The organism is Paenibacillus sp. JZ16, assembly GCF_015326965.1.
In the GTDB taxonomy this organism is placed as follows: Bacteria; Bacillota; Bacilli; order Paenibacillales; family Paenibacillaceae; genus Paenibacillus_AQ.
Genome location: NZ_CP017659.1, coordinates 4884797 through 4909337 on the forward strand (window position 1 = coordinate 4884797; position 24541 = coordinate 4909337).

The 24541-nt window shown below is 52.7% G+C and carries 23 protein-coding genes; 7 read left to right on the plus strand and 16 right to left on the minus strand.

What is annotated here, in order from left to right; all coding sequences use genetic code 11:
- Nucleotides 1–226 precede the first annotated feature (226 nt).
- Nucleotides 227–1126, plus strand: a complete 900-nt coding sequence (locus tag BJP58_RS22015; protein WP_194540559.1) for a sigma-70 family RNA polymerase sigma factor — start codon at nt 227–229, stop codon at nt 1124–1126.
- Here the strand turns inward: BJP58_RS22015 and BJP58_RS22020 are convergent.
- The 4 genes from BJP58_RS22020 to BJP58_RS22035 all read right to left on the minus strand — a co-directional run bounded on the left by BJP58_RS22020 (nt 1095) and on the right by BJP58_RS22035 (nt 7019).
- Complete coding sequence (locus BJP58_RS22020) at nt 1095–1541, minus strand: carboxymuconolactone decarboxylase family protein (RefSeq protein ID WP_194540560.1); 447 nt, start codon at nt 1539–1541, stop codon at nt 1095–1097. The two genes, BJP58_RS22015 and BJP58_RS22020, sit on opposite strands and share 32 nt — an antisense overlap.
- 214 nt (nt 1542–1755) lie before the next feature.
- Nucleotides 1756–3405, minus strand: coding sequence for a DUF4179 domain-containing protein (locus BJP58_RS22025; protein WP_194540561.1), 1650 nt, complete (start codon nt 3403–3405; stop codon nt 1756–1758).
- Nucleotides 3392–3925, minus strand: a complete 534-nt coding sequence (locus BJP58_RS22030) for an RNA polymerase sigma factor (protein ID WP_194540562.1) — start codon at nt 3923–3925, stop codon at nt 3392–3394. Before BJP58_RS22030 ends, BJP58_RS22025 begins: the two co-directional genes overlap by 14 nt.
- 289 nt (nt 3926–4214) lie before the next feature.
- Nucleotides 4215–7019 (minus strand): glycoside hydrolase family 3 protein, encoded by a 2805-nt coding sequence (locus BJP58_RS22035; RefSeq protein WP_194540563.1) that lies wholly within the window; start codon nt 7017–7019, stop codon nt 4215–4217.
- Between BJP58_RS22035 and BJP58_RS22040 the strand changes: the two genes are divergently transcribed.
- Entirely contained in the window at nt 7018–7491 is a 474-nt protein-coding gene (locus BJP58_RS22040) for a hypothetical protein (protein ID WP_194540564.1), read from the plus strand. The genes BJP58_RS22035 and BJP58_RS22040 overlap by 2 nt on opposite strands.
- A gap of 114 nt (nt 7492–7605) precedes the next feature.
- Here BJP58_RS22040 and BJP58_RS22045 read toward each other — a convergent pair whose 3' ends face one another.
- Together BJP58_RS22045 and BJP58_RS22050 are read right to left on the minus strand one after the other, a co-directional pair.
- Nucleotides 7606–8355, minus strand: coding sequence for a Crp/Fnr family transcriptional regulator (locus BJP58_RS22045; protein ID WP_194540565.1), 750 nt, complete (start codon nt 8353–8355; stop codon nt 7606–7608).
- A gap of 22 nt (nt 8356–8377) precedes the next feature.
- A complete protein-coding gene (locus tag BJP58_RS22050) occupies nt 8378–9442 on the minus strand; it encodes an FAD:protein FMN transferase (protein ID WP_194540566.1) in 1065 nt (354 codons plus the stop codon).
- 159 nt (nt 9443–9601) lie between these two features.
- On the opposite strand from BJP58_RS22050, the gene BJP58_RS22055 reads away from it, so the two are divergent.
- From BJP58_RS22055 to BJP58_RS22075, 5 genes are read left to right on the plus strand one after another with little or no spacing between them, the layout of a single operon-like run.
- On the plus strand, nt 9602–9982 hold the full coding sequence (locus BJP58_RS22055) for a NusG domain II-containing protein (RefSeq protein ID WP_194540567.1): 381 nt from the start codon (nt 9602–9604) through the stop codon (nt 9980–9982).
- Complete coding sequence (locus BJP58_RS22060) at nt 9966–10511, plus strand: Gx transporter family protein (protein ID WP_100539806.1); 546 nt, start codon at nt 9966–9968, stop codon at nt 10509–10511. Before BJP58_RS22055 ends, BJP58_RS22060 begins: the two co-directional genes overlap by 17 nt.
- Before the next feature lie 16 nt (nt 10512–10527).
- The gene (locus BJP58_RS22065; protein WP_194540568.1) at nt 10528–11400 is read left to right on the plus strand and encodes an energy-coupling factor transporter ATPase; all 873 of its coding nucleotides are present in this window, start codon (nt 10528–10530) and stop codon (nt 11398–11400) included.
- Nucleotides 11349–12206 (plus strand): ATP-binding cassette domain-containing protein, encoded by an 858-nt coding sequence (locus tag BJP58_RS22070; RefSeq protein ID WP_194540569.1) that lies wholly within the window; start codon nt 11349–11351, stop codon nt 12204–12206. The genes BJP58_RS22065 and BJP58_RS22070 overlap by 52 nt, the downstream gene beginning before the upstream one ends.
- A gap of 36 nt (nt 12207–12242) precedes the next feature.
- The gene (locus BJP58_RS22075; RefSeq protein ID WP_194540570.1) at nt 12243–13034 is read left to right on the plus strand and encodes an energy-coupling factor transporter transmembrane component T family protein; all 792 of its coding nucleotides are present in this window, start codon (nt 12243–12245) and stop codon (nt 13032–13034) included.
- A gap of 111 nt (nt 13035–13145) precedes the next feature.
- Here the strand turns inward: BJP58_RS22075 and BJP58_RS22080 are convergent, their stop codons facing one another.
- From BJP58_RS22080 to BJP58_RS22125, 10 genes are all read right to left on the minus strand, one after another.
- Complete coding sequence (locus BJP58_RS22080) at nt 13146–14270, minus strand: winged helix DNA-binding domain-containing protein (RefSeq protein ID WP_194540571.1); 1125 nt, start codon at nt 14268–14270, stop codon at nt 13146–13148.
- Between the two features lie 26 nt (nt 14271–14296).
- A complete protein-coding gene (locus tag BJP58_RS22085; protein ID WP_194540572.1) occupies nt 14297–15472 on the minus strand; it encodes an epoxide hydrolase family protein in 1176 nt (391 codons plus the stop codon).
- 311 nt (nt 15473–15783) lie between these two features.
- On the minus strand, nt 15784–16719 hold the full coding sequence (locus BJP58_RS22090; protein ID WP_194540573.1) for an MORN repeat-containing protein: 936 nt from the start codon (nt 16717–16719) through the stop codon (nt 15784–15786).
- Nucleotides 16720–16953: 234 nt separating this feature from the next.
- On the minus strand, nt 16954–18135 hold the full coding sequence (locus tag BJP58_RS22095; protein WP_194540574.1) for a PCYCGC motif-containing (lipo)protein: 1182 nt from the start codon (nt 18133–18135) through the stop codon (nt 16954–16956).
- Between the two features lie 91 nt (nt 18136–18226).
- Nucleotides 18227–19231, minus strand: a complete 1005-nt coding sequence (locus tag BJP58_RS22100) for a polyprenyl synthetase family protein (RefSeq protein WP_194540575.1) — start codon at nt 19229–19231, stop codon at nt 18227–18229.
- A gap of 32 nt (nt 19232–19263) precedes the next feature.
- Nucleotides 19264–19701, minus strand: a complete 438-nt coding sequence (locus BJP58_RS22105) for a hypothetical protein (protein WP_194540576.1) — start codon at nt 19699–19701, stop codon at nt 19264–19266.
- A 125-nt stretch (nt 19702–19826) separates the two neighbouring features.
- Complete coding sequence (locus BJP58_RS22110; protein WP_194540577.1) at nt 19827–21701, minus strand: FAD-dependent oxidoreductase; 1875 nt, start codon at nt 21699–21701, stop codon at nt 19827–19829.
- Between the two features lie 49 nt (nt 21702–21750).
- On the minus strand, nt 21751–22659 hold the full coding sequence (locus tag BJP58_RS22115; RefSeq protein WP_194540578.1) for an FMN-binding protein: 909 nt from the start codon (nt 22657–22659) through the stop codon (nt 21751–21753).
- A 159-nt stretch (nt 22660–22818) separates the two neighbouring features.
- On the minus strand, nt 22819–23751 hold the full coding sequence (locus BJP58_RS22120) for a dihydroorotate dehydrogenase (protein ID WP_194540579.1): 933 nt from the start codon (nt 23749–23751) through the stop codon (nt 22819–22821).
- A complete protein-coding gene (locus BJP58_RS22125) occupies nt 23732–24433 on the minus strand; it encodes a dihydroorotate dehydrogenase electron transfer subunit (RefSeq protein ID WP_194540580.1) in 702 nt (233 codons plus the stop codon). Before BJP58_RS22125 ends, BJP58_RS22120 begins: the two co-directional genes overlap by 20 nt.
- Nucleotides 24434–24541 lie beyond the last annotated feature (108 nt).

The following is a 24541-nucleotide window of genomic DNA, read 5'->3' on the forward strand; positions in this document are numbered from 1 at the left end:
AAATGTCGATAGATTTATCGAATGTTGTCATAATCTGCATATTGGATGACGAACGCTGTGTTGGTTGACCTTCAAACTCTCTGATAAACTGACCCTTCCGGGAATCCGGGGATATGGGGTAGAGTAGAGAATAACATCTTCAGATGTCACAGGCAGTATGGCTCATTTGTCTTATAAGTGGTGTAGCTTTCATGCCGAAAATATACAGAGTAAGAAGGTGTGTCTGATGTTATTGGATCAAATCTATACCGAATACAAGCCGATGATGTTCGGCCTGGCTTACCGGATGCTGGGGAGTGCAGCGGATGCGGAGGACATCGTACAGGATGTTTTTTCCCAATTCGTGCAGATGGATCGGGGAGAAGTGCTGAACGAGAAAGCGTATTTGGCCAAAATGACAACGAACCGCTGCATCAACCTGTTGAAATCGTCCAGACGCCAGCGCGAGACGTATACCGGTCCCTGGCTCCCGGAGCCGATGCCGGATTATGACATGCTGACGCGGTCCGATCCTGCGGAACGCCGCGAAACGATTGGTTACGCCTACCTCGTGCTGCTTCAGCGGTTAACGCCGCTGGAGCGTGCCATTTATATCGCCAAGGATACGCTGGGTCTTGAATACCCGATCATAGCGGAGATGCTTGGAAAGACGGAGATCAGCTGCCGCAAAACCTTCAGCCGTGCCAAGCAGAAAATGGGCCAGGCCACGGAAAGGGCTAATGGAGAAACCGCCCGGACGGAAACGCAGGAACGCTTCGTTGAAGCATTCCTGCGGGCGTCCGATATGGGCAATTTTAAGCCGCTGCTGTCTTTTTTGAAGGAAGAGGTTACGCTGCTATCGGATGGCGGCGGCAAAGCGAAGGCTGCCATTAATCCGATACTGGGCGTGGAACGGGTACGTGCGTTTTTCGAGGGGTTGTCTGCCAAAGGCTCGTTCCGAGAAGGCTTTGAGCCTGTTTCCGTAAACGGAGAGCCCGGCTTATTGCTGAAGCGGGACGGCAGGGTCTCCATGGTGCTAACGGTAGAGTGGGAACCCGACTTATCCCGCATCAGCCAGATTTTCCTTGTGGTGAATCCGGATAAATTGCAGCTATTTAATCAAAACAGCCCGGGAACAGCCCTGTAGCGACACCGATCCGGTTCCAGGCATTGATCGTTGTGATCGCCATGACCAAATCGACGAATTGTTTCTCGTCAAAATGCTTGCGGACGCGTTCGTATACCTCTACAGGAACGCCAGCCTCGGACAGCTTGGTCACGCACTCCGTCAGTTCGATGACAGCCCGTTCTTCGTCTGAATATATCGGGACTTCGCGCCACATGGGCAGAAGGAGGAGGCGGTCCACGCTTTCGCCCATGGAGAGCAGATCCTTGGAATGCATATCCACGCAGAAGGAGCAGCCGTTGATCTGGGATGCCCTGAGCTTAATGATCTCGTACAGCTTGTGATCGAGTCCGCTTTTTTGGGCCGCTTGCTCCAGGGCAAGCAGGGTTTTGAAGGCTTCGGGATTGGCTGATCGGTAATTCATTCGCAGTTCCATGTTCAGTTCCCCTTTACGTATTATTTTGGATGTTCACCCATATGACAGTTAGCCGTGCAGAATTGTGACATGTTCAAACGGAAAAAAGAAAGAAACCCTCAAAAGGTGGAGAACGGAAGACAGAAAAAGGAATGGCGCTTCTTGGCAGAAGCGCCATTCCGGGTACTGTTTATGTCCATCCAGAGGGTTTCTTTTATCGTTTATTCCGTATATGTTATTTTCCGGCCTTAAGCGGAACGCGCAGGACATCGTCCCGTTTATGGGTGGTATAGTTCCAAGCGTAAATGTTGAGCTCGGTCTTGTCGAAATTCTCATACACGTCCATATGTTTATTGTTGTCATCGCCGAGCAGGCCGATCATGGCCGGCATGCCATAATTTCGGTCTTCACCGTCAAGATAATAGGTTTGGTTGACGCCGCCGAACGTCGGGTCGGAGCTGAAGGATTCCACATAGAGATTATTGTCCTTCATGTAATAGGTCCATGTGATCGGATAACCTGCAATGTTGGACGTTAAGCTTTGATGCTCAGCTGAGATGCCGGTCAAGCGGATTGGATTCTTGTCTCCGGCATGTTCATCAACGCGGTGCTTGGCGATCAGGGACACCGGCTGGTTCGCCAGGGAGGCCGCATTCAGTCCGGCCATTTCAAAGCGCAGCTCCGTTGTTCTGGGTTGCCCCTGAACAAACCACATACCTCCGTCCAACAGCGTCCCGCCTACATCCAGTTGATAATTCATGTAAGGAACACGGGTATACTTTTCTTCATGGGTCAGGATCAGCCTTACTTGGGTCGGCGTAACAATCATTTCATGGACTTTTGTTCCTCCAGGAACTTGATCAACAGGGATATTCAGCGCTTCTTTAAATGTGCCGTTGTCCATTTGCTTCTTGGACAAGGCCATATTTAAGCTCCAAGTACCCTCTGCGGTTTCAAGCGTGCGATCGTAAGCAAGCTGGAACCTCGTTCCCTCAGAACGTAGGGAGTCAGACTTGAATACTTGCTGGCTCAGGTATTCTCCGGAGGCTGCCGGGGTTCCAAAAGTAGGGGGTTTAACCTCCTTAATCATCTCTTTCTTGTCATCGATCGCCTGAATTCGTACCCAGCTTCTGCTATTCATTTCGGGATCCATAAATGTAATGGCCGATTGGAGCAGGACATTTCCTTCGGCTTGTTCGAAAGATTGCAGGGTTACGCTGTCGATGCCATCCTTCTGAATAGGGAATACCTGTGTATTTTGATCGTTAGGGTCGTAGTTGATGGACTGTATTCCATCGCCGGTAAAGTGGATATTCTCCATGGCAAACTCAATATCCGCCGATTGGCCGTCAGCCACCCAATCGGTCTCAAAATACCCCTGGAATACGCCTGCATCCGCGTTCCACTGATGGGAATAATGGCCCTCGATAGAGTTCCCTTCCTTATCTTTAAGTCCAATATGATCAAAGGCTACTTGCTCGCCAGCTCGTGATGAACCTGGATCCAGACTGTAGAGCAGGAACGTTCGGTTCTCATCGATAAACGCCGTGTGCACTGTTAAGGTTATGCCATCCTTTGTAACGGATTGCTCAATCGTCTGGCCAAGCCCCTGCTCCAATGCAGTCTGGATACCGGCCCTGTAAGACAGGAGATTGGACCAATCATAGTTCAGGGCTGCATAGACCGGCGTTGCCATCAAGGCGACGGATATCCCGGTAATGATTGCAATCCGCTTTCGTTTTCGCGGACGAAGCGGAATCGATTCACCTCCGGCCACCTTCAGTTCATTGTGCTGGATACTGCTCCACATCCGGTCAAAATCAGGATAAGACACGTTATTCGCCGTTTTCATCTGGTTTTTCAAATTGCCCTCAAAACGTTCCAAATTGGTTCTCTCCCTTCAGCCAGAAGCCGTTATGGTGTTCAAGTTTTTTGCGCATGATTTTCAATGCTTTGTGAAGCCTTGATTTAACCGTCCCGACGGGAATCTTCAGCGTTTCGGCGATTTCCGCCAACGACAGTTCACCGATATAGCGGAGCGTGACAACCGCCATCAGCTTGTCCGGAAGCTGCCGCAGCAGTTTCTCCCATTCCGCCGCTGCTGCCTTTTCCAATACGATGGTATCTACGGATTTAACCGATGCCGTGGTCTGCTCGTGGAGCCACTCGACCTGGCTTTGCTTGTCTCGCTGGGTCTGATTCCTTCTAAGCAGGTTCAAGCAATGATTCATCGCGATGCGCATGATCCAGGCGCGCGTATGTTCAACGTTTCTCCAATCCTGGCGAAATACAGTGACGAATACATCGTGGCAGAGGTCTTCCGCATCTTGGGCGTTCCGCAGCATATAGTAGCAGGTGCGGTACACATCCTTGTTATAAGAATCGAATAACTCGCGTTCCGTCAATCCGAGGCACTCCTTTCTTCGCGTTATGTCTAATAAACAAATGACTCTAGGAAAGGGTTCATCTTTTTTTGCTCTCTTAAGCAACGAAGGCCTGAGTCCTTCTCTGTAACGGTTCATGATTTAATTGATTTCATTCTAACAAAAAAAGAACATCTGCCCTCAGTATAAAAAGAAGGGCAGATGTTCTATGGAACATCGGTAAGTTTAGAAGACGCTGACAGAAAGGCGCAATGGAATCTGGCGACTAAGCAAACTTATATATGAGTCATCGCTAAGATATGAGTTATCGCTAAGCTATGCGGAACCAGCTGATTTGCACTTCGCCTTGCATGATGAGGAAGACGTCAGACCGTCCTGTTAATCCCGTCAATTCGGACTGGACTGTCGTCCAGGCTTGGCGACCCCCAGTCGGCAGAACCTTGCAGCTTCCAGCTGCAGGACCATCCGGGCTGCCGGTCGTAATGACGATTTCGCCGCCCTTGATATGTCCGCTCACCCTAGCTTGGAACGTTACCGAAGCGTCGCCGAGATCCACGTCATGGAAAGCGATCCAGCCCGTTTCACCGGTTAAACGGATGCTTTCGCCGCCTTCACGGCATTCATCCAGGAAGACACCCTGGTAGTCGTCATAATTCACCGCTCGAGCAGGCTCGCGCAGCGTGCGTGGTGGGATCGTCTCCCCTTCGACTTGAAGGGCTGCGGTGACCGGCAATTGGCTGGAGGACGGTCCAGCCATGAGCGTATAGGTTCCCTTTTCAACGCAATAGCGATCCCGGGTGACATCCCAGAAGGCCAGATCCTCCGCTTTGAGCTCAAAGCTTACCGTTTCCGAAGCGCCCGGGGCCAGATGGATGCGACGGAAGCCTTTCAACGATTTGAGAGGACGGATGACGCGGGAGGAACCAGCCTTCACATACAGCTGAACCACCTCATCCCCAGCCAACTGGCCCTCATTCTTGACGGCAACGGTGACGGTTACGCTGCCTTCAGCCGTGATTTTCGGCTGGCTTAGCGACAGACCGCTGTAATGGAAGCGGGAATAGCTGAGACCATGACCGAACGGGTACAGCACATCCCCGTCGAAATATTGATAGGTCCGCTTCCCTTTGATGATGTCGTAATCCATCAGATCCGGAAGCTGTTCGGTCGACTTGTACCACGTCATGTTTAAGCGGCCGCCCGGATTGTAATCTCCGTACAGAACGTCGGCAACTGCATGGCCCAGCTCCTGCCCGGCGTGAGATGTGAAGAGGATGGATGGCACATGCTCCTGTTCCCAGTTCACGGAGAACGGATACCCGCCTACGATGACAACCACCGTATTGGGATTAGCTTCGTACACCGCCTGAATTAAGGCTTGCTGGGCGGGCGGGAGCGTAATGTCGGGACGGTCGATCGTTTCCTTGCCGTTAATGAACGGACTGTTCCCCACGAATACCAGGGCGGTTTCAGCCGATGCTGCCGCTGCGACGGCTTCAGCGATGCCGTCCTGAACCGTCTCGATGACAAATGGCGTTCCCGTATCCTCGGTACCGCCAACGACAAGCCGTCCATGCTCATCCAGCAGGATCGGTTTGCCTTCCCAATTCTTCATCATAAAGCTTCCATCCAGTAACGCCTCAAAGCTGAAAGCCTCTTTTACGAACCAGCCACGAGCTTCGTCGGCCGTTGCGTGCAGTCCCGTTTCGGTTTCGGTTACGAATTTGCCGCTGCTGGCGAGCCGGAGCGTGACGGAACCCCAGCCCCAGTCGTTCCGCTCGAACACCGCTGCATTGGTAGATTCAGCCGTGTTTGCAAGCAGCCGGCCATTCTCTTCCGAAGATAGGGCTACATATTGGCCGCTAACAGCAGAACGAAGACGTACCTGATCTAATCCCGTATGAAAATGGACGCTGCGGTCCTGCATTTTCTCCTGCACGCCCTGAAGCGGCTTAATCCGGTATGGAGGCGTGCCGCTGTACCAATCCGTAAATGCTTCGTTAGCCAGGGGCCCGATGACAGCAGCGGATTTCAACTGATCGCGCTGAAGGGGCAGCAATCCGTCGTTTTTCAGCAGCACGATCGATTCCCGGGCGGCCCGCAGAGATAGTTCGGCATGCTCGGACGTGCAGAGCTTTGACTCCGGAACATGGCTGTAAGGATTCCGTTCTTCCGGATCGAACTCGCCGAGGCGGAACCGGACACGGAAGGAATTGCGGATGGCATGATCGAGATCCTGCTCTTCCAATAACCCTTGCTCCAATGCGTCACGGAGCGCGCGGAAGGAGATGTCCTGGTCGTCGGTGATGCTGTCGATTCCGGCTTTAACGGAGCCGGCAACGGCCTCTGCATAGGAAGAGACATAATGATGGTCCATAACGGTGCCCAGAACGTCACCCGCGTCTCCAACCACGAATCCGTCCATGCCCCATTCCTGTTTGACGATGTCGTTTACTTCATGGTTCAGGTTGCACGGCGTGCCGTTGATGCCGTTATACGCGGTCATCATGGAACCGGCTTTCCCTTCCCGGAACGGTGCCTCGAAAGCCTTCAGATAATACTCGCGCTTGTTTCTCGGATCGATGCTTACCGAGGCGCTGCCGCGGTCAACTTCGTTGTTATTGCCGTAGAAGTGTTTCAGCGTAGCTACGGTTTTATAGTAGAAGGGATGGTCTCCCTGCATGCCCTTCACAAGCTCGGTGGCGAGTTTCCCGGTCAGATGCGGGTCTTCCCCGTAGGCTTCTTCCGTGCGTCCCCAGCGAGGGTCGCGTTCCAGATCCACCGTGGGCGCCCAGATGGTCAATCCGTTGATGGCCCGGTCGCGCTGGTAATAGACGCGGGCTTCCTCCGCGATGACGGATCCGATCTCCCGCATTAGCTCGGGATTCCAGGTGCACGCAAGCCCGGTATTTTGCGGGAACACGGTTGCTTCGCCAAGCCATGCCACGCCGTGAGCGCCTTCGGTGCCATGTTTATATTTTTGCACGCCGAGACGGGGGATTTCCGCCTGGTATTGGCACATTAATTCGATTTTCTCGTCCAAGGTAAATCGGGATACAAGATCGTTAACCCGTTCTTCCAGCGGAAGATCCGGATTCTGGAATGGATATTTCATGGAGCAAAACCTCATTTCTATGCATAGTTGGAATGGAAACGCTCTCAGTTATACATGCGATAAATTCTTGCTTCTCTTATTTCGGTTAGTCCAATATCATCATAGCGCGCACAGCGGAGTTGTAATACACCGAGAATTAGCGCAGTTTTCATGTGGAAATTTCGAATTCGAAGACAAAAATGAAGAGCTCGACCAATTAATGAGCATTTTAGATTCCGTTTCGTATACGAGATCGCCGCGATCGTTTTTCAACAGAAACATAAGAAATGATGGAGGTCCTACGTTTGCATTCATTATTTTTTACCGTGATCGTGACGGAGAAATGAATGATTATTTTTTGGATATGAATCAAGGGGGCTATGTTTTAAGGGGAGGAAAGAAAATGTATAAGATGGTCGATAGGGAAAAGGAGGTTTTTGATCAGCTATCTACATGGCTTTTTGAAAAAGCGGTTAGAATGCCTGTAACCTAGAAGCTGAAAAAAATGAACCGCGGAATGAACGCATGAAATATGAAACCTCTCCGATGAAAAGGGATGCTTATGCGCCTTTCGTTTCTTCGTGAGAGGTTTCTTCTCATTTGTCCGTTACATTCGGCAAATCTCTCGGGGACAGTCCTCACAGTGGCAAATATTCCTTAAATAGTCGGGATCATTGAGAACGATGCGTCCCCGTTCGGTAGAAATGACGCCAAGATCCTTAAGCTCGTTCAATATCCGGTTAACGCTTTCACGGGTAGAACCAATCATCTCCGCCATTTCCAGATTCGTAATCCGCTTGCCGATGATGGCTCGTGTTTCCTTGTTTGTCCCGCTCGTCCCGTACATATTGTACAGCCGCAGCAGCAGAGAGCACAGGGCGCCGGATTTACCATGCAGCAGCAGATCGCGTAATTTGCTTTGCGCGGTGCGCTGCATGAGTGCCATCCAGCCCATATACTCCACGGCAAAGTCACCGTTGGTTCGGATGACTTTATCCAGTTCGGCCTGCGGCACAATTCCGACTTCACTATCCTCCAAGGCTTTGGATTCGAATTGATGAACGGCTCGTCCGAACGGATCGGGTTCACCAAACAGATCGCCGGGAATGTGAAGCGATAAGGTGGCCGACGATCCGTCTTCCAGCAGCTTGGATACCTTCAGGCTTCCACGATTTACAAAGTACAGCCGGTCTGCAGGATCATTCTCCTGGTATAGATAATCACCTGCAAACAAACGGACAGGCTCGGCCAATTCCCGGATCAGAGCGAGATGCGGTTGTGAATAGACGGAGGAAGTGCCTGCTGGAAACAGCCCTCCATCCCATGCATCGGATCTTACAGCACGATTCTGTTTCATACCATCTTCTCCTTCCATAAGTTTATTTGGCAAGCTGGTAATCGCCATTGGTCAGTTTAAATGTTTGGGTCAGACCTGAGGTGAGATAGATTTGATGATCGGTGGTGACGAAAATAGCCTCGGCATCGCCGCGGCTCTCTACCAGTTTCCGCCCTTCCGTTAGTCCAAGCGAGAAGACGGAGGTCGACATGGCGTCAGCATCCATGGACGTGTCGGTCACTATGGTAACGCTGAGTAGGTCATTGTCGACCGGATAACCGGTGAAAGGGCTCAGGATATGATGATACACTTTTCCCTCTGCTTCAAAGAAACGCTCGTACACGCCGGAGGTCACGATGGTCTTATTGATGACTTCAAGCGTACCTAGGGATTGCCCGCGATCTTTACCAGGATCCTGGATGCCGATATTCCACGGCGAACCGTTCGGTTTTGATCCCATGGCAAGGATGTTACCCCCAAGGTCGATGATGGCCGAATGAAACTCCTGCTGCTGCAAATAATCTGCGATGACGTCCGCCGCATACCCTTTGGCGATGGCCCCCAGATCCAGCGACATTCCTCCTTTCTTCAGCAGGATGGCATGGGATGCCGGATTTAAAATGACATCCTTATAGTTCATTCGCTTCATGGCAGCATCCAGTTCATCCTCTTCCGGCACAATGGGGTGTTCACCGCCAATGCCCCAGAGGTCTACAAGCGGACCTATGGTCGGTTCGAAATGTCCACCTGAAGCCGCTGCGTAATCGATGGCGGTTTGGACAACCTTGAAGGTTTCCTCGGATACGCTCACTTCGGATTGGCCCGCCGCTTGATTGACCCGATCGATCTCGCTGCCCGCCAGCTTCCGGTTCATGCGTTGGTCGATACGCTCTAGCAGTGCGCCTATCTCATCGAAATGCTGGGACGTCATCCGTTCATCGTAAACGCGGAGACTTACAATGGTATCGAATATAAAGTAACGTTCGGTTGCCGGCTCGTTACTGGCGGCTACCTTCTGATCTGCTGTGGTTGTGCAGCCAATCGATCCCGTCATCAACAGGGTGAGCATGATCAACAGGCTGCTGTAGGAAAGAAGCTTCCTATACATGACAGTGCCTCCTCTTTTCAGTTCTGGTGCTGTTCTAAATCGACTTCCGATGATCCCAGCGTATCAGACCCGTACCTTGCTGAATGTGAGAAAAATCATTTCTGGCACTTGGTGCAGCCCTGATAATGAAGATAAGCAAAGCGAAGTGGAGAGATGCTGATGAAACGCGGAGATATTGGAATAGCGCTCGTGCTGATTGCGGTTGTCGCCTGGTTTGGAATATCCAAGTTTATGGGAGAAGACGGAGCGACGGAGGGAACCTATGCCATGATCGAGGTGAATGGAAAGCATTATGATACGGTGGCGCTTACGGAAGAGCCCCGAGATATAGAAATCCGGACGGAGCGGGGATATAACCTCTTGCGGGTCTCCCGCGAGGGTATCGAGATGGTGGAGTCGGATTGTCCGGATCAGCTCTGCGTGGGGTTCGGCCACGTTCACGACATTCATGACACCATCGTATGTTTGCCTAATCGCGTGTTCGTCGAAGTGACCGGAGATCAAGATGAAGGAAGTGAGCCGGATGCCGTTGTCTCCTGATCCCTATGCTCTCCGCAAGCTGGTCGTGATTGCCATCTGCGCCTCCTTATCGGTGGTGCTTGGCATTGTGGAGGCCCTGATTCCATTCGCGGTCACGATACCCGGTGCCAAGCTGGGACTTGGCAATATTTTGGTGCTGACCTGTTTAGTTTGCCTGGGGGGCAGGGATGCCCTATGGCTTATTGTTTTAAAGACACTGCTGACAGCCTTTATACTCGGAAGCTTCTCGACCTTCCTGTTCAGTATGTTCGGGGCGCTGGCAAGTTATCTGGTGATGTATGTCATGCTTAGGCTCGGGGGCCATAATTTCAGCTTAACGGGTGTGAGCATTGCGGGCGGCATCGCTCATAATATTGGTCAATTAACGGCAGCCTCGCTGGTATTGGGAACAACCAAAATTTATTATTACCTGCCATTTCTGCTCGGGGCGGGTGTCGTGACAGGGATCTTTGTGGGATGGGCTGCAAAACATCTGATCGAATCCCTGCGACGTATCGATCCGTTTGGCATGTTTCATACGGAAACTTAGGGAGGAGGCGTTAGGCATGGGCACAATGGATAAGTCAGAGCATGCAGTAAAGCTCAAGCATGTATATTACGGCCAGGGCTGCACGAACGTGCTCAAGGACATCTCGCTAACGATTCCCCATGGGCAGTGGGTATGCATCGCCGGAAAGAACGGGGCAGGCAAGTCTACGCTGATTCGGCTGTTAAACGGTTTGCTCCTCATGAGCCGGGGGCGCATCCTTATCGATGGCATAGAACAGAACGGCTGTACGCTGGGGGAGATTCGCCGGCATATAGGCATGGTGTTTGCCAATCCCGATGATCAGTTTGTCGGCTTGACCGTAGAGGATGACATTGCGTTCGGTTTGGAGAATCTGTGCTTGAGCCGGGAAGAGATGCTGCGGCGGATTCGGGTATACGCGGAGCGGCTGGACATTGTCCATCTGTTAGACCGACATCCGGCAACCCTGTCCGGCGGACAGAAGCAGCGCGCTGCTATTGCTGCCGTGCTGGCCATGGAGCCTTCTATCATTGTCTTGGACGAGGCAGCTTCCATGCTGGATGAGAAGGCTAAGCATGAGCTGCTGGATTTCATGCGAACGATGCATGCCGAAGGCCGATACACCATCATCTCCATCACCCATGATGTAGAGGAGATGGCCGAAGCAGACCGAATGATCGTGCTGGATGGCGGAATGGTGACGGCGGACGGAAGTCCAAGGGAGCTGCTGCTGCAGGAAGAGCTGCTCCAGCGTTGCAGGCTAAAGGTGCCTTTTGCCCTCCAGCTGTGCAGGGAGCTCAAAGCGCGGGGAATTGATATCGGCGAGCTGGTTAGGGAGAAGGAGGTGCTGGAGGCGTTATGGTCATATCATTCGAAGAGGTTTCTTACCGCTACCGGGACCGGGGGATGAGCCCGATTCTTGGACTCGACGGCCTTCATCTGGAGCTGGAGAAAGGCAGAATGATTGCCGTTCTCGGTGCGCCGGGTTCGGGAAAATCAACGCTTCTCCAGCATATGAACGGATTGATACGGGCTGATGAGGGCTTGATTCGCATAATGGATTTCCGCCTTGAACCGGGTGACAGCAAGAAGGTCCCTGCCGGTCTGCGGCAGCGCGTCGGCCTTGTTTTTCAATACCCGGAACAGCAGCTGTTTGAAGAAACGGTGGAGAAGGATTTGCTGTTCGGGCCGCTTAATTTCGGGATGAGCCCAGCCGAAGCCGCCGAGGCGGTCCGCAGAGCGGCATCCTTCGTCGGATTGGACGAGGAGCTGCTGGCACAGAGTCCCTTCAAGTTAAGCTCGGGTCAGATGCGAAAAGCGGCCGTAGCTGCCGTACTGGCGGCTGACCCCGACATTTTGGCTTTGGATGAGCCTACCGCCTCCCTTGATCCTGCCAGCCGCGAGGATTTGCTGGAACGGCTGCATGGATTAACGAGGACCCAGGGCAAGACGGTTCTCCTCGTCTCCCACCGGTTAGAGGAAGTCGCGGCCTATGCGGACGAATTCGTTGTCATTAAAGATGGCCGAGTCGTATTTCAAGGAACGGCCAAGGAACTGGTACACCGGCAGGAGGTGCTGGAGCAGGCAGGATTGATGGCTCCGTCGTCTGTGCGGATGGCGGGCAAGCTGGCATCGCAGCTTGGAGTACAGCCTCCGGAGATGCCACCGGATGCGGCTGCGCTGGCGGACTGGTACGCAGGGCAGCTTGAAATGTAGGGCAGAGCGAAGCAGAGGCGAAAGGAGGAAGCATGGATGAAACGAAAAATCATCCTGGGCCGGTATATGGAAGGCGATTCATGGGTTCACCGCCTGGATCCGCGTGCCAAAACGGCTGCCATGCCGCTCTTTATGGTGTCTGTGTTCCTGGTAGACGGATATATGGGGGTGCTCGCGCTGCTGCTGTTCACTGCGGCGGTGATCCGGGCTACGGGTATCCCGTACCGCTATTTCATCAGAGCCATGAAGCCGCTGATGTTCCTGCTATTGTTTATCCTGGTATTTCACATTGTATATGATGCGGGAGGCGGGAAACTTCTGGATATGGGCGCGTTCAAGGTGTATGCAGGCGGATTGGAAAAAGGTATCGTGTCCGCCTCCCGGATGGCGCTCTTCATCATGTTGGCGGCGGTGCTGACCTTCACGACCCAGCCGGAGCAGTTGGCCCAGGGTCTTGGTAGCCTCCTGCGGCCTCTGACCTATATCGGCGTGCCGACCGATCGGCTGGTGCTGATGCTCGGCATTGCCCTCCGGTTCATTCCGACCATCTTCGAGGAAGCGGAGCGGCTGTGGAAGGCACAGCAGTCCAGGGGACTTGACTTGTCATCGCGGCCGCTGAAGGAGAAGGCACGGCTGATCATTGCCCTGCTGGTGCCAGTAACCACAGGCGCGTTCCGGCGCGCCATCGGGCTTGCCGATTCCATGGAAGCCAGAGGCTACCGGCTGGGTGCTCGGCGAAGCAGGTTCAGGGCCTTTGTATGGAAGCGGGCGGACACGCTGTTTGTTGCTTTGTTCCTGCTGCCCGTGGCCGCGGCCGCGCTGCTGTAGTTTGTGGCTTGAAGGAAATGAAAACCGCAGTCTTTCAGGACTGCGGTGTAACAACCTTTGCACGTTACAAAAAAGCAGCCGATCATCGTGATCAGCTGCGTCTCTTCCCAACTAAGCTATGGTTTGCCGTCCCTCGGTTTCACTGGCGAATTGTATGTCGTGCACCGCTGCTTCCACAGCTGCAAACTGAAGAAGCTTCATTCCCTCCTCCGTCAGTGCGTTTTTTTCCTCCAAGTTTAGCTTTCCAAAAGGTTCAACAACCAATGTGGCTGAGCTGCGTTCGGGGACAATTTTCCACGTGCCGCAAACGAAACCATCCAGGAGGAAGGTAGCTTTCATACCGTTCTTCATCATAACTAGCTTACGATGCTGATCCGCAATAATGCGAGTACGATTAGCATGCGAAGCAAGCACGTTGTCGTACTTCGGCAGAAAGCGCGGCGGGGCAGGTGTATCAGAATCTGGTTGAGGGGCTTCCGGGACGTCGAATAACTCTTGGCCATCTTCATCCCGATAGACTAACAGGTTCGGCCGAAGACCCTCGACGACTTCCTTAAGCTTGGTAAGTCCAGACCAAGTCTGCATGTCTTGGGTAGTGGCAGGACCGAACGCCTCCAGATACCGCACGATCATTTCCCCGAGCGTTGTATTGTCGTTCAGCGAACGTCCTATCCAATGTGTTGCCGTTGTGCATCTGGTTTGTCCGCCCACTCCCCAAATTCCCCGAGGCGGAACTTGAACGAGCGGCAATAGGTTTCGCAGTGAATAGGCCAGCGATGAAGGGGGATGCTCCGGCCACCGATGATTCATAAGCTCTCCTATCTCTTTGATGGTACGGGGGGCTTCCTCCAGAAGCGCCCGTCCATAGGCAACAACATCTCCCATATCTAATCCTGTGATCCCTTTGGCATGCGTACTGTTCTTATACAAGTCACGATCAAGTACAGGCTGAACCAGAGGACGCAATCTCAAAGCATCTTGTTCCGTGGTCAGATGGATGGTTGACCGCATTAAAGCCATGCGAACTGCCCGTCGATCCAGGAGCATTTGTGCCAAATCGTCATGCATAAAGTTCTCAAGCCTCGTCCAAAGACCAATATATGCAGCTTCCGGGACTTGCGCCTGCATCCCGACCAAGTGCTCCAGCGTCTGAGTAACCGTGAGGCTCGATCGGCGAAGCAGCAGCTGCCGATCGAGTAAACTTCGGTTCAAGGCACGCCTGCTCAATAAGCCCATATTGCGTGAGCGCCCCGGTAACGGCATCATCCTCGGAACTGACGGAAGAACTTCCGCAAATCTTCCGTAAGGATATCCGGTACTTCCATGGCTGCAAAATGCCCGCCGCGTTCATATTCGCACCAGTGAACGATGTTGGTGTTATCCCGTTCGGCAAAACGCCGGATCGATTGAAAATCGTTCGCGAATACCGCGATCCCTGTCGGTGCGTGGCTTACTTCATGCTGCACCCCGGAATGGGCGTCTTCATAATACTGCCGCGCGGAGGATCCTGCCGTACCTGTCAGCCAATACATCATCACTTGTGTCAAGACTTGATCTTGCGTAAGCAAATTGCTTTCTCCCATTCCCATAAGCAGCTCATTCCAAGCAAGCTGGCCGACTGGCGAATCCGTCAAGGCATACGCCAAGGTCTGGGGCCTGGTGGATTGGATGGCTGAAAATCCTGCCTTCTCGCTGAAGTTCGACAGGACTTGAAGACGCCGCATCTCCTCCTCGCTTAAATCTGCCATTTCTGCTGGATCCCCCGATGGAAACGAAAACAACTGCAGCATATGCACACCGACAACATGCTCCGGATCCACCATTCCCAATGCGCGGGTAATCAATGCCCCCCCGTCGCCGCCATGAGCGGCATATTGCTCGTATCCCAAGCGGTTCATGAGTGTTGCCCATGCGCGGGCAATGCGGTGAGAGCTCCACCCTTTATCGCGGGTCGGGCCTGAGAAGGTATACCCGGGTACAGAAGGAATAACGACATGGAAGGCATCTGCTGCATCGCCGCCATGCTTGCGAGGATCTGTTAAGAGATCGATCATATCGATAAACTCGGCGAACGAACCCGGCCATCCGTGTGTCAGAATTAGTGGCATTGCGTTCGGTTCTTCTGAACGGACATGAATGAAGTGGATATTCGCTCCATCAATCTCCGTCATATACTGCGGATATTGATTGAACTTTTCTTCATATTTACGCCAGTCGAAGTCGTTTAGCCAATAGTCGGCCATTTCCTTTACCACTTGAAGCGGCGTTCCGTATGACCACTCGACCCCAGGGAGCTCATCCGGCCAACGTGTGTGGACAAGGCGGCGCTCCAAATCGTCCAATTCCGCTTGCGGGATCTCGATCCGGAATGGGCGAATCGCCTCCCCCAAGTTCTCCGTATGATTTCTTTCTTTTACTCGTGTGTTGTAGTTATTCATTGTAATTTCCTCCTGATCGTTTACTAGAATGTATGGCTAGCGAATGCTATGTTCCTACTGATAACGCGCAGCATTTACCTTTCTGATATCAGGATATTAAAAAAAGTATGACAGCAGCGTGTCATACTTACAGATACCGTTTCGACATTATTTTTGAGACCACCCTTTGGGGCTTTTTTTTGTCTCAATAAACAAGTTTAGGCATTAATCATTTTTTAGGATCGTTTATAGTTTTACGGGCCGTATCCATCGCCCGTTTATATCGAAGATAGACGACATGCTGTGAAAGGCTCAGGCGCGGCAGGTTATTTTTACTCGAAGTTTATAGGGAAGGCTTCACAAACACTCGTGGATGAATTGCTGCAGCTTATCGGCTCTGGGTCGTTTTCAAAGTCTTTTAATAGCTTTGAGAACTCACCTAGATAAGGCTGAAGGACATGCTTCTTGTTATTGATTTTCCCTTGAACGATCCCGGCAAACCGTCCGTTCTCCGGTACTTCTTTTGCAGAAACGAGTCTCCCGTTCTTGTAATTCTCTACTCTATAGGATTCTTCATCCTCGAAACGTTGGTTCACCCCGGTATAGAGCTCCATCACCCCATAGTCACCTGTTCGATATACGCCTTCGCTGATAGAACTCCCGAAATCCTCCATCTCGCTTGCATATTCGAACCCTTTGTAGTCAGGCGTGGACTTATCCCGTTTGTAATAATTCAGCAGTTGAATATGACCGCGAGCCAATTTGGATTGCATCAGTTCATTTGCCTGCTCCCGATCCGATACAGAAAACTCCAAGAGAGTATTCCCATTCCGATATTCAAACCAAAGGGAGTCTATGGATTGCATCACGGTATAACCTGACAGCAAGTCATGATCCTTGAAAATGCCCTTCGAGATTACATAAAATTCAAAATCAGGGTTGCTTTCGCTCCGAATTCCCGTTCCGTTAGGACGATCGTTTCGCCATTCACCCTCATACACGATTTTCATATCCTCTGGAAGCCTGTCCGATATGTATTTGCCTGTGCCGGATCTTTGTCCATTGTGCCAATCGCCGCTGTATACTTTGGAAGGTCCCCAATTCATGGTGCCTTTTCCGTGGGGTTTATTGTTCTTCACTTCTCCGTAGTAGGTGGCCCCGTTAGGGAGGGTCAAGCTGACTTTCTGGTTCGAAGCTTCGGTCTCCTTATGGGTGAACATAAGAAACAGCAATGCTAGTGTAAGAAAGCTTAGGTATTTTCTGATCACGTTGTAATACGTCTCCTCTAATCTGCCGATTTTTAATTTCTGATGTATACCGTCGATGGATGATATACCAGTCAAATCATAGATTACACTCATACACGCCGTAAAGGTATAATATGGGAAATACATCAGTAAACTGGGTAATCGCCTCTTCTTTTTTGTGATTTTTTAAAACACAGCTTGTAGAGAACGAATATAAAAAACACCGATCCTTGACGGAACGGTGTTTTGTCATACCTATTCATTCATTGGCATCGGCGTATCCGTCGGCTCGATCCCCTCGTAGGCCCGGTCCACGGACTGCCGGATTTCCTTCAGGCTGAGCCCCTGCTGCCTGCCGTCCAGGTACATGTTCGTGATGTCCAGGCAGGTTTGGCAGAATTTCGCGTGCGTGGTTGGCGTGAGTCTGCCGTCTTCCTCTTGAGCATAGTAGCAATTGAGGTTGCTGCTATGGCCAGCATCGCCGCATCCGCAGAAGCAGGGCATGTAGGCCAAGTGGCTGGCATGGAGGATGGCTGCATTGTATTCCTGCACGCTGGAGATATGCGGAAGAGGCGTATCGGGATGCAGCAGGTAGTCGGTTTTTCCGTCGGAACGGCCAGCAAGAGCTTCCGCATAGAGGATGTCGCTGCGATACGCCCCGCTTACTACTTGAACGCCGTTCACGCCTTCAAAGGTTTGCAGCGTAAGCGCGATGGCTTCTTCCGCCCGTTCTCCCTGCTTAGAGCCGGTAAAGGCACGAAACGATGGGGAGAGCTCTACCACGGTCACCCCGTGCTCGGTTCGGATTTCCACGAAGGTTACGCCATCAGGGATGGCGCTTTCAAGTTCAGGTGGCAACAGATCTCCCAGTTGGGTCAGCATCGTCATGGCACTGACCTTGGGATAGCGGACGGAGGTATCTGTCTGCACGTACTGGGATACGGGCGTGAATAAACCGGAAAACGGGTCATAGGCATGGAGGGTTACGCTGGGCATCGTGCTGGGGATGGCGGAAAGAATCGTCCCCTTGGGCGGACGTGCACCGTTCGCAGCGATATCTTCCAGTTCGCGCAGGATCCTGTCGCTTGATATGTCCTCGGTCAGTCTCCCGAGTTCTTCATCCTGAGCGTTCAGGAACAGGATGGTCGGGTGCTCCGTAATGCCGTACCGGTTAACGGCTTCCGTATCCTCCGAAATGCTGAAATACTGGTAACGGTAGGCTGGCGAGGTTGCTTCCATCTGTTCCATGACACCCAGCGCTTTGGAGCAGCCGCCGCAGCCCTTGAGCGCAAAGATGGCGATGGAGCTCACTTGCGTGTCACCAGTCCTCTGTTCTTCGACTGGAGATGTCTTGAACAGCATGAAGCCCCCCGCACCAAGCAGGATCAGGAAGGTCGCCAGCGCAATTCTCCACCGCCAGATTCGTGTGCGATTCATGTCTATAAAACATCCTTTCATAATCGAACAGGGATGCGTCCATGATGGACGTATCCCTGTTCGTTTGGAGTATATGGCTTCATGTCTGTCTTTAGGGCAGGAAATAATGGAGCAATGCCTGCAAATCACGCTGAGCGGGGTGATCCGCGAAGTCGCCGATCATCCGCTGAGCCTGTTCCGCATACGATCGGGCAAGCTCCTCGGTTTGCTTAATGGCGCCGCTTGCGGCGATACGCTGGATGACCTCGTCCATGTCAGCCTCCGCAGAGTGGGGGCCAAGCTGCCTGATTCCAGGTGCAAGGGCTGGATCGTTGAGGGCGTATAGCACCGGAAGCGTAATGTTGCCGTTTCGCAGGTCTGCGCCAGCCGGCTTGCCGATGGCCTCCTTGGGCTTCGTGAAATCGAGCAGGTCATCCCGGATTTGAAATGCCATGCCGAGCGACTCCCCGAATTGAAAGAGCCGCTCAGCAGTTCCGGCATCCGCATGAGCTGCTTCCGCGCCCGCTTTCAGGCAGTGAGCCATCAGCAGGGCGGTTTTGCAGCGTGTTTTCTCTAAATACTGCTCCATCGTCAGTCCGAAGTCGAAGCGGTGATGCAGCTGATCGTATTCTCCCATGCAAAGCTCGGTCACCAACGCCGCAAGCTCGGCTAATCGGTAGGCCTCGTCTTCGGAGATGTCTTCACTGCTCTTGTCGGACTCGTCATTCGGATGACCCGCGGCCCATTCGATGGCGCGGGCAATCATGTAGTTGCCGATGTGCACGGCCGTCTGGACATCCGTCGTTTCATGCAGGGTCGGCATGCCGCGCCGCATATCGGATTGATCGATAATGTCATCGTGCACCAGCGAGGCCATGTGTAAGTATTCAAGCAGTACAGCGGTTTTCATGACGGCCCGCTCATGACCGCTTTTTCCGAAACGGCTGCCGAGCACGACCATAAGCGGGCGCAGCCGCTTGCCGCCGGCGTTAATGAGATCCATGACGCTGCTCAGAACAACGGAGGGGGGAGTGAGGTCACGGTCTGAGGTGACTACCTCCCGGAGCAGGCGGTCGAAGGAAGCGAGATCGACTCCAATCTGGTTATGAATGTTCATCTGTATCAGCGCTCCTTTCCCTAGATAGCTCCTTACGCACTCCGCTGCTCCAGATAGCTGCGGATTTCACGCTTCAGCTCTTTAAGCAGGAGTTCGGGTGTGACGTTCTTCATTAGTTTCAGCTGCATGCGCTTATGGAGGGGGAGAAGCCGGGACAGCAGCTTCCATTCCTTCCGTTTGACGGCAATCCGGTACATGAGTCCAGTCAAATAATCGCCGTCCAGCAGCATACGCGTCAGTCTCTCGTTATCCTTCGCTTGCAGCTTGCCATGCTTGTTTAGTGCAGTATGAATCAGGATGCAGCAAGCCAGCACCGTCATTTTGCGTGAATAGGCAAGCTCATAAGCGTTGAGCATATCGGCGATGTCCCTCACCGGTCTGTTATCCATCTCCATCCAATCGATATCCGTTCCGGAATCGATATGCGACCGAAGCAGGTCGATCGTATCCTGTAATAGCTTCATATCCATCGTTATTGACTCCTTCCGGAAGGCTCGTGTTGATTAAGAGTGTGAATGCCAGTAGAACGGTTAGGGCTTGAGCTTGATACGGCAATGCGCGATACGATCAGCCCGTTCTATTGAGTAGAGAAGAATTAGTCCGTATACACGTACCAGCGCCTTACGATCGGTATTCGTTTCCATACCTTTTTCAGCCAAGGATATACATAGTAGTCCAGTCCGAACGTGCTGCCTGATCCGCCGATTAAGGCGATCCCGGCTGCCAGATACCACAGCATTTCGTTAGGTGCCATCCCCGATACCCATACCATCGCGCCCATGGCGACGCTGGCTACGGCTGCAGGTGCCGTGAACAATCCGACGATCAGCAGGATGCCGACGATCAGCTCAGCCAATACCATCGAGGTCTGAAATACATAGGCAAGCGAAGTATAGCCGCCGTCGCCGGTATAGAACATCAGGTCCATCGACCAATCGACAATGGATTTCATAAAATCCGGAACCGGGAGGGCGGATACCGCTTCGGCAGTATAAGCAGAGGCGGCAGACACTGCGTCTGCGGCTCCAGCCCCGGCAGCATCGGCACCTGCAGCGGATGCTGCGCTTACGCCGTCGGCTGCTTTGGCAGGAATGAGGAACACTTTATCCGGATCATCGATAATCTTGTGGATTTTATCCCATCCCTGTGAGAGCCACATCCATCCGGCAAAAATCCGCAGCGGAACGAGCCAGAAATTCGGCGAGCGCTTGGCAAAATGCCCGCCCACGAAGCTGCGGTTGTTCCGGACATGGAAGAATTCATGCAGTAGGTAGTGATACACCTTGTTGAAGCCGCAAACCTGGAACAGATAGAGCATGTTGATCAGATGTTTGACCAGCATGGCCGGGAAGCCGCTGAGCCTGAACATATGGCCCGGAACCCCCACGTTAGCTACTCCGTAGCGGCTGCCGATACAGACCATCGTGCCGTGGAACGTCGGTTTGTAGGATTTCATCGGTTTGTTTAATAATTCAGCCACGATGTTATGTGCAATGACCGGGGCTGCTAGTTCCGCATTTTCTACCATTTGAGGCACGGGTGCAGCCGCGCCCTCAGGAATGTAGAAAATATTGTCCCCGACGACATAAACGTTCGGATGGGCAGGAACTTGAAGTTTGTCGTTGGTCAAAATACGCTTGCGGCCTTTTTGCTCGACATCCATATTGCCGACCACATCGGAGCCTTCCACCCCTGCGGTCCAGATCACGGTACGGGATTTGATGTCGCTGCCGCCGACGGTAACACCGTCCGGTTTCACTTCCGTAATCTTGGAGCCTGTGATGATGTTGACGTTCATTTTGCGCAGCCGTTTCTCGGCTTTGCGGATCAATGGCTCGGGCAGGATCGGCAGGATCTTGTCGACCATGTCGGCAACGTGCAGCGTAACCTCGCTTGGATCCACGTAGAATTCCTTACATAATTGTTGCGTGAACTCGGCCAACTCGCCGATCATTTCAACCCCGGTGAATCCGCCGCCGACCACGACGAAGGTCAGCATTTCTTTGCGGACTTGCGGGTCGCGCTCCAGCACGGCTTTTCGGAACATATTCAGGGTGTGTTCTTTCAAACGGACCGCATCGTCATACGACCATAAGGTAAAGGCGTGTTGATCTGCGCCCGGTATGCCGAAGAAGGTTGGCTTGCTGCCTGTTCCGATGACCAGATAATCGTAGGAATAGGTTTGTTTCTCTCCACGGAGTGTTTGGCCGTCAAAGTCGATGCCGCCGATTTCATCCAGCACTACGTCTACATTGCGAAACCCGGAAAACACTTTCTTTAGGTCGATTTTGATGGAATCCTCCTCGACCCGGTTCGCGGCTACTTCATGCAGCTCGGTTAGCAGTGTATGATACGGCTTGCGGTCGATGAGTGTTATCCGCAAATCCTTCTGTTTGCGCAGTCGTTTAGCCAGCTTCTTGGCGGTAAGTATACCGCCATATCCGCCGCCCAGCACGATAATCTGTTTCATGCGAATCTCCCCTCAAGGAATAGTTGTCTTCTATCTATCGCTCTTGTGCTTATTTGGCGCCTTCGAGTGCTTTTGTTGCCAGCTCTACAAATCCGTTGACGTGGATCGACACACCGGAGATGGCATCGGTTTTACCGTCTTCCGCCGTTACGATGGCTTGCGGATCTTGTTTTTCAATCAAATACTGCTCGGCTTGGTAAGCCTGTTCATGCCATTCGGATTGAGCTCCGCCGTTCTTCATGCCGTATTCACCGGATTTGGAACGGGTAACTTTATCGGTACCGCCGTCTTTATGAATGCCGTTCCAGCTGACAGCGGCGATCTTGCCGTTAATAACGGTAACGTCGACGGTTTCCTTCCAGCCGGACTTAGCGTCAAAATCAGCCCCTTCTGCGTGATAGCTGCCGTCTTTGTACGGTCCTGCTTCAACAGGTCCCGCCGCCAGCGCTTTTGCTGCCAGTTCGGTAAATCCGTTGACATGGATCGATACCCCGGATACGGCATCCGTGCGGCCTTCGTCGTTTAAGGTCAAGCCTTCAACCGACTGCTGAGCCACCAGGTATTCCTCCATTTTGGCTGCCTGTTCATGCCATTCCGCTTGAGCGCCGCCTTTTTCCTTCATGCCGTAGAAGCCTTTTTCGGAAAATGTCTTTTTGTCCAAGCCGCCGTCCTTATGAAGTCCGTTCCAGTTGGCGCTGACGATCTTGCCGCCTTCGACCTTAATGGCAACAAGTTCCTTCCAGCCGGAGTCTTCGGCAAACTCGCCTTCAGCGTAATATAAGCCGTCCTGCAGGGTTCCATCTTGTGCAGGCTGTTCCGCATTAGTTGTGGTATCCGTGTTTTGGCTTTCCGCCGGTTTGTCCGTAGTGACAGGCTCTTTGTCTCCGTTGCCTCCGCAGCCTACGAGCAGCGCAAACATCAACATGACAGAGAGGGATAGAGAGAGTGTCCTTTTCATTCTGGTTTCCTCCTATAATTTTGTGAATTACTTCACAAATATTGTTCTTGAGTTCATTTTATTCTTAAAAGGAATAGTTATCGGTGAAAAAAATCACAAACAGTGTCGGTGCTTCATGTTCGAGTTGATTCCCGTCGATTGCTCATGAAGCACCATGGGTCAGATAATGCCTCGAATGTCATCCAGCGATTGGATGCCTTCGCTTTCCATCAATTCCATCAATTCTTCGGCCAGGGTATCGCCTGCGCGCAGGTTGATGAAGTTGTAGGTTCCGATCTGTACGGCTGCCGCACCTGCCATGATGAATTCGAGGATGTCCTCGGCGCTGCTGATTCCGCCGATTCCAACAACCGGGATGGATACTGACCGTGCTACCTGATGGACCATGCGGAGCGCTATCGGCTTAATTGCCGGTCCCGACAATCCGGCGTAGGCTCTGTCAAAAACGCTGCGACGTTCCCGAATATCAATCGCCATCGCTTGGATCGTATTGATGAGCGAAAGACCATCAGCGCCTTCGGCTTCACACATGCGAGCCATTTCCTTCAAATCCCTCGCACCGGGAGAGAGCTTGACGAGCAGCGGCAGCGTGGTCGCTTTCCGGACTGCGCGAACCACCTCTTGAGCCTGCTCATTCTCAACGCCGAAGGCCAGCCCGCCTTCCTTGATGTTGGGGCAGGAGATGTTGAGCTCAATCATGTCGACGGCTCGTTTGCCGGATGACCGTAACTTGAGGCTGGCTTCGGTAAGCAGCTCGGCGCCCTCCGTGTATTCCCGTATGGTGCCGCCGCCAAGATTGACGATGACTGCCGTCCCGTGCGAGGTCATCTCGGATAATTCATGCTCCAGAAAAGCATGGATGCCCGGATTCTCAAGGCCAATGCTGTTCATGATGCCGGATGGCGTTTCATAAAGCCGTGTTCCTGAATTGCCGAATCGTGGCGTCAGGGTCAATCCCTTGGAGATTATACCTCCAAGCTTGCGAAGCGGATACAGATCCGCATACGGTTTGCCGAATCCAAACGTGCCCGATGCCGCCAAAATCGGGTTCACCAGCGGTACGCCCGCCAGTTCACAATCGATGGAGATCATTCCAGTTCACCTCCTTCGCCGGAAATACGGGGCCATCGGTGCATACCTTGCGGCTTGAGCCAGCGGAGGTTAACGTGCAGCTGTTGCATGCCCCGATGCCGCAGCCCATTCGCTTCTCGATGGAGACGTGGAGCTTGGCATTGGTACCTTCCGCTTTTTGGGCCAGACTGCGCATCATGGCAACCGGTCCGCATGCGAATATCGTGTCATAGCGGCTCGGGTCCACGGCATCTACAATGGTGCCGCCGGATTTGACGGTGACATTGCGGCTGATTTCGTGAAATCCGTTGACCGCGAAGGGCACCCCGGTATATCCCAGATAGACGCTGGATTCAGGAATTTCCTTCGCAGCCAGCAGCAGCGGGGCTGCTCCAATGCCGCCTCCTACCAGTGCCGTCCGGCCTTGCGGCTTAGGGAATCCTTGCCCGAAGGGCCCCTCCAGCTGAATCTTGTCACCCGCTTGAAGCGCTGACAGCAGCCATGTGCCAGTTCCGTGCACGCGATATAAGAAGGAAACGGAGTCCTCCGTCAGATTATGGATGCTGATCGGTCGTGATAGCACGGGATAGGCATCCCAGCAGCGAAGCATGAAGAACTGTCCCATTCGTGCCGAATAGCTGCCTTGAACGGTAAGTCGATAGATGCGATGGGCCAGTCTGACATTTTGAATAACAAGGGCCACGTCCTCATTCTCCTCCCTTGGCGTACTTTTTCCGCCCGCTATGTTCCTTGCTACAGTATCACAGACCAAATAACGCTACCTGTGACTTTTCTCATATTCGGGTGTTAT

Bases quoted from the DNA above. Each gene is read 5' to 3' on its own strand.
- BJP58_RS22075 (WP_194540570.1), top strand. From the start codon at position 12,243: ATGAAACGAAAAATCATCCTGGGCCGGTATATGGAAGGCGATTCATGG.
- BJP58_RS22035 (WP_194540563.1), bottom strand. From the start codon at position 7,019: ATGAAATATCCATTCCAGAATCCGGATCTTCCGCTGGAAGAACGGGTT.
- BJP58_RS22015 (WP_194540559.1), top strand. From the start codon at position 227: ATGTTATTGGATCAAATCTATACCGAATACAAGCCGATGATGTTCGGC.
- BJP58_RS22065 (WP_194540568.1), top strand. From the start codon at position 10,528: ATGGGCACAATGGATAAGTCAGAGCATGCAGTAAAGCTCAAGCATGTA.
- BJP58_RS22120 (WP_194540579.1), bottom strand. From the start codon at position 23,751: ATGATCTCCATCGATTGTGAACTGGCGGGCGTACCGCTGGTGAACCCG.
- BJP58_RS22110 (WP_194540577.1), bottom strand. From the start codon at position 21,701: ATGAAACAGATTATCGTGCTGGGCGGCGGATATGGCGGTATACTTACC.
- BJP58_RS22100 (WP_194540575.1), bottom strand. From the start codon at position 19,231: ATGAACATTCATAACCAGATTGGAGTCGATCTCGCTTCCTTCGACCGC.
- BJP58_RS22115 (WP_194540578.1), bottom strand. From the start codon at position 22,659: ATGAAAAGGACACTCTCTCTATCCCTCTCTGTCATGTTGATGTTTGCG.
- BJP58_RS22080 (WP_194540571.1), bottom strand. From the start codon at position 14,270: ATGGGCTTATTGAGCAGGCGTGCCTTGAACCGAAGTTTACTCGATCGG.
- BJP58_RS22060 (WP_100539806.1), top strand. From the start codon at position 9,966: ATGCCGTTGTCTCCTGATCCCTATGCTCTCCGCAAGCTGGTCGTGATT.
- BJP58_RS22095 (WP_194540574.1), bottom strand. From the start codon at position 18,135: ATGAATCGCACACGAATCTGGCGGTGGAGAATTGCGCTGGCGACCTTC.
- BJP58_RS22085 (WP_194540572.1), bottom strand. From the start codon at position 15,472: ATGAATAACTACAACACACGAGTAAAAGAAAGAAATCATACGGAGAAC.
- BJP58_RS22055 (WP_194540567.1), top strand. From the start codon at position 9,602: ATGAAACGCGGAGATATTGGAATAGCGCTCGTGCTGATTGCGGTTGTC.
- BJP58_RS22040 (WP_194540564.1), top strand. From the start codon at position 7,018: ATGGAGCAAAACCTCATTTCTATGCATAGTTGGAATGGAAACGCTCTC.
- BJP58_RS22020 (WP_194540560.1), bottom strand. From the start codon at position 1,541: ATGGAACTGCGAATGAATTACCGATCAGCCAATCCCGAAGCCTTCAAA.
- BJP58_RS22050 (WP_194540566.1), bottom strand. From the start codon at position 9,442: ATGTATAGGAAGCTTCTTTCCTACAGCAGCCTGTTGATCATGCTCACC.
- BJP58_RS22070 (WP_194540569.1), top strand. From the start codon at position 11,349: ATGGTCATATCATTCGAAGAGGTTTCTTACCGCTACCGGGACCGGGGG.
- BJP58_RS22105 (WP_194540576.1), bottom strand. From the start codon at position 19,701: ATGGATATGAAGCTATTACAGGATACGATCGACCTGCTTCGGTCGCAT.
- BJP58_RS22045 (WP_194540565.1), bottom strand. From the start codon at position 8,355: ATGAAACAGAATCGTGCTGTAAGATCCGATGCATGGGATGGAGGGCTG.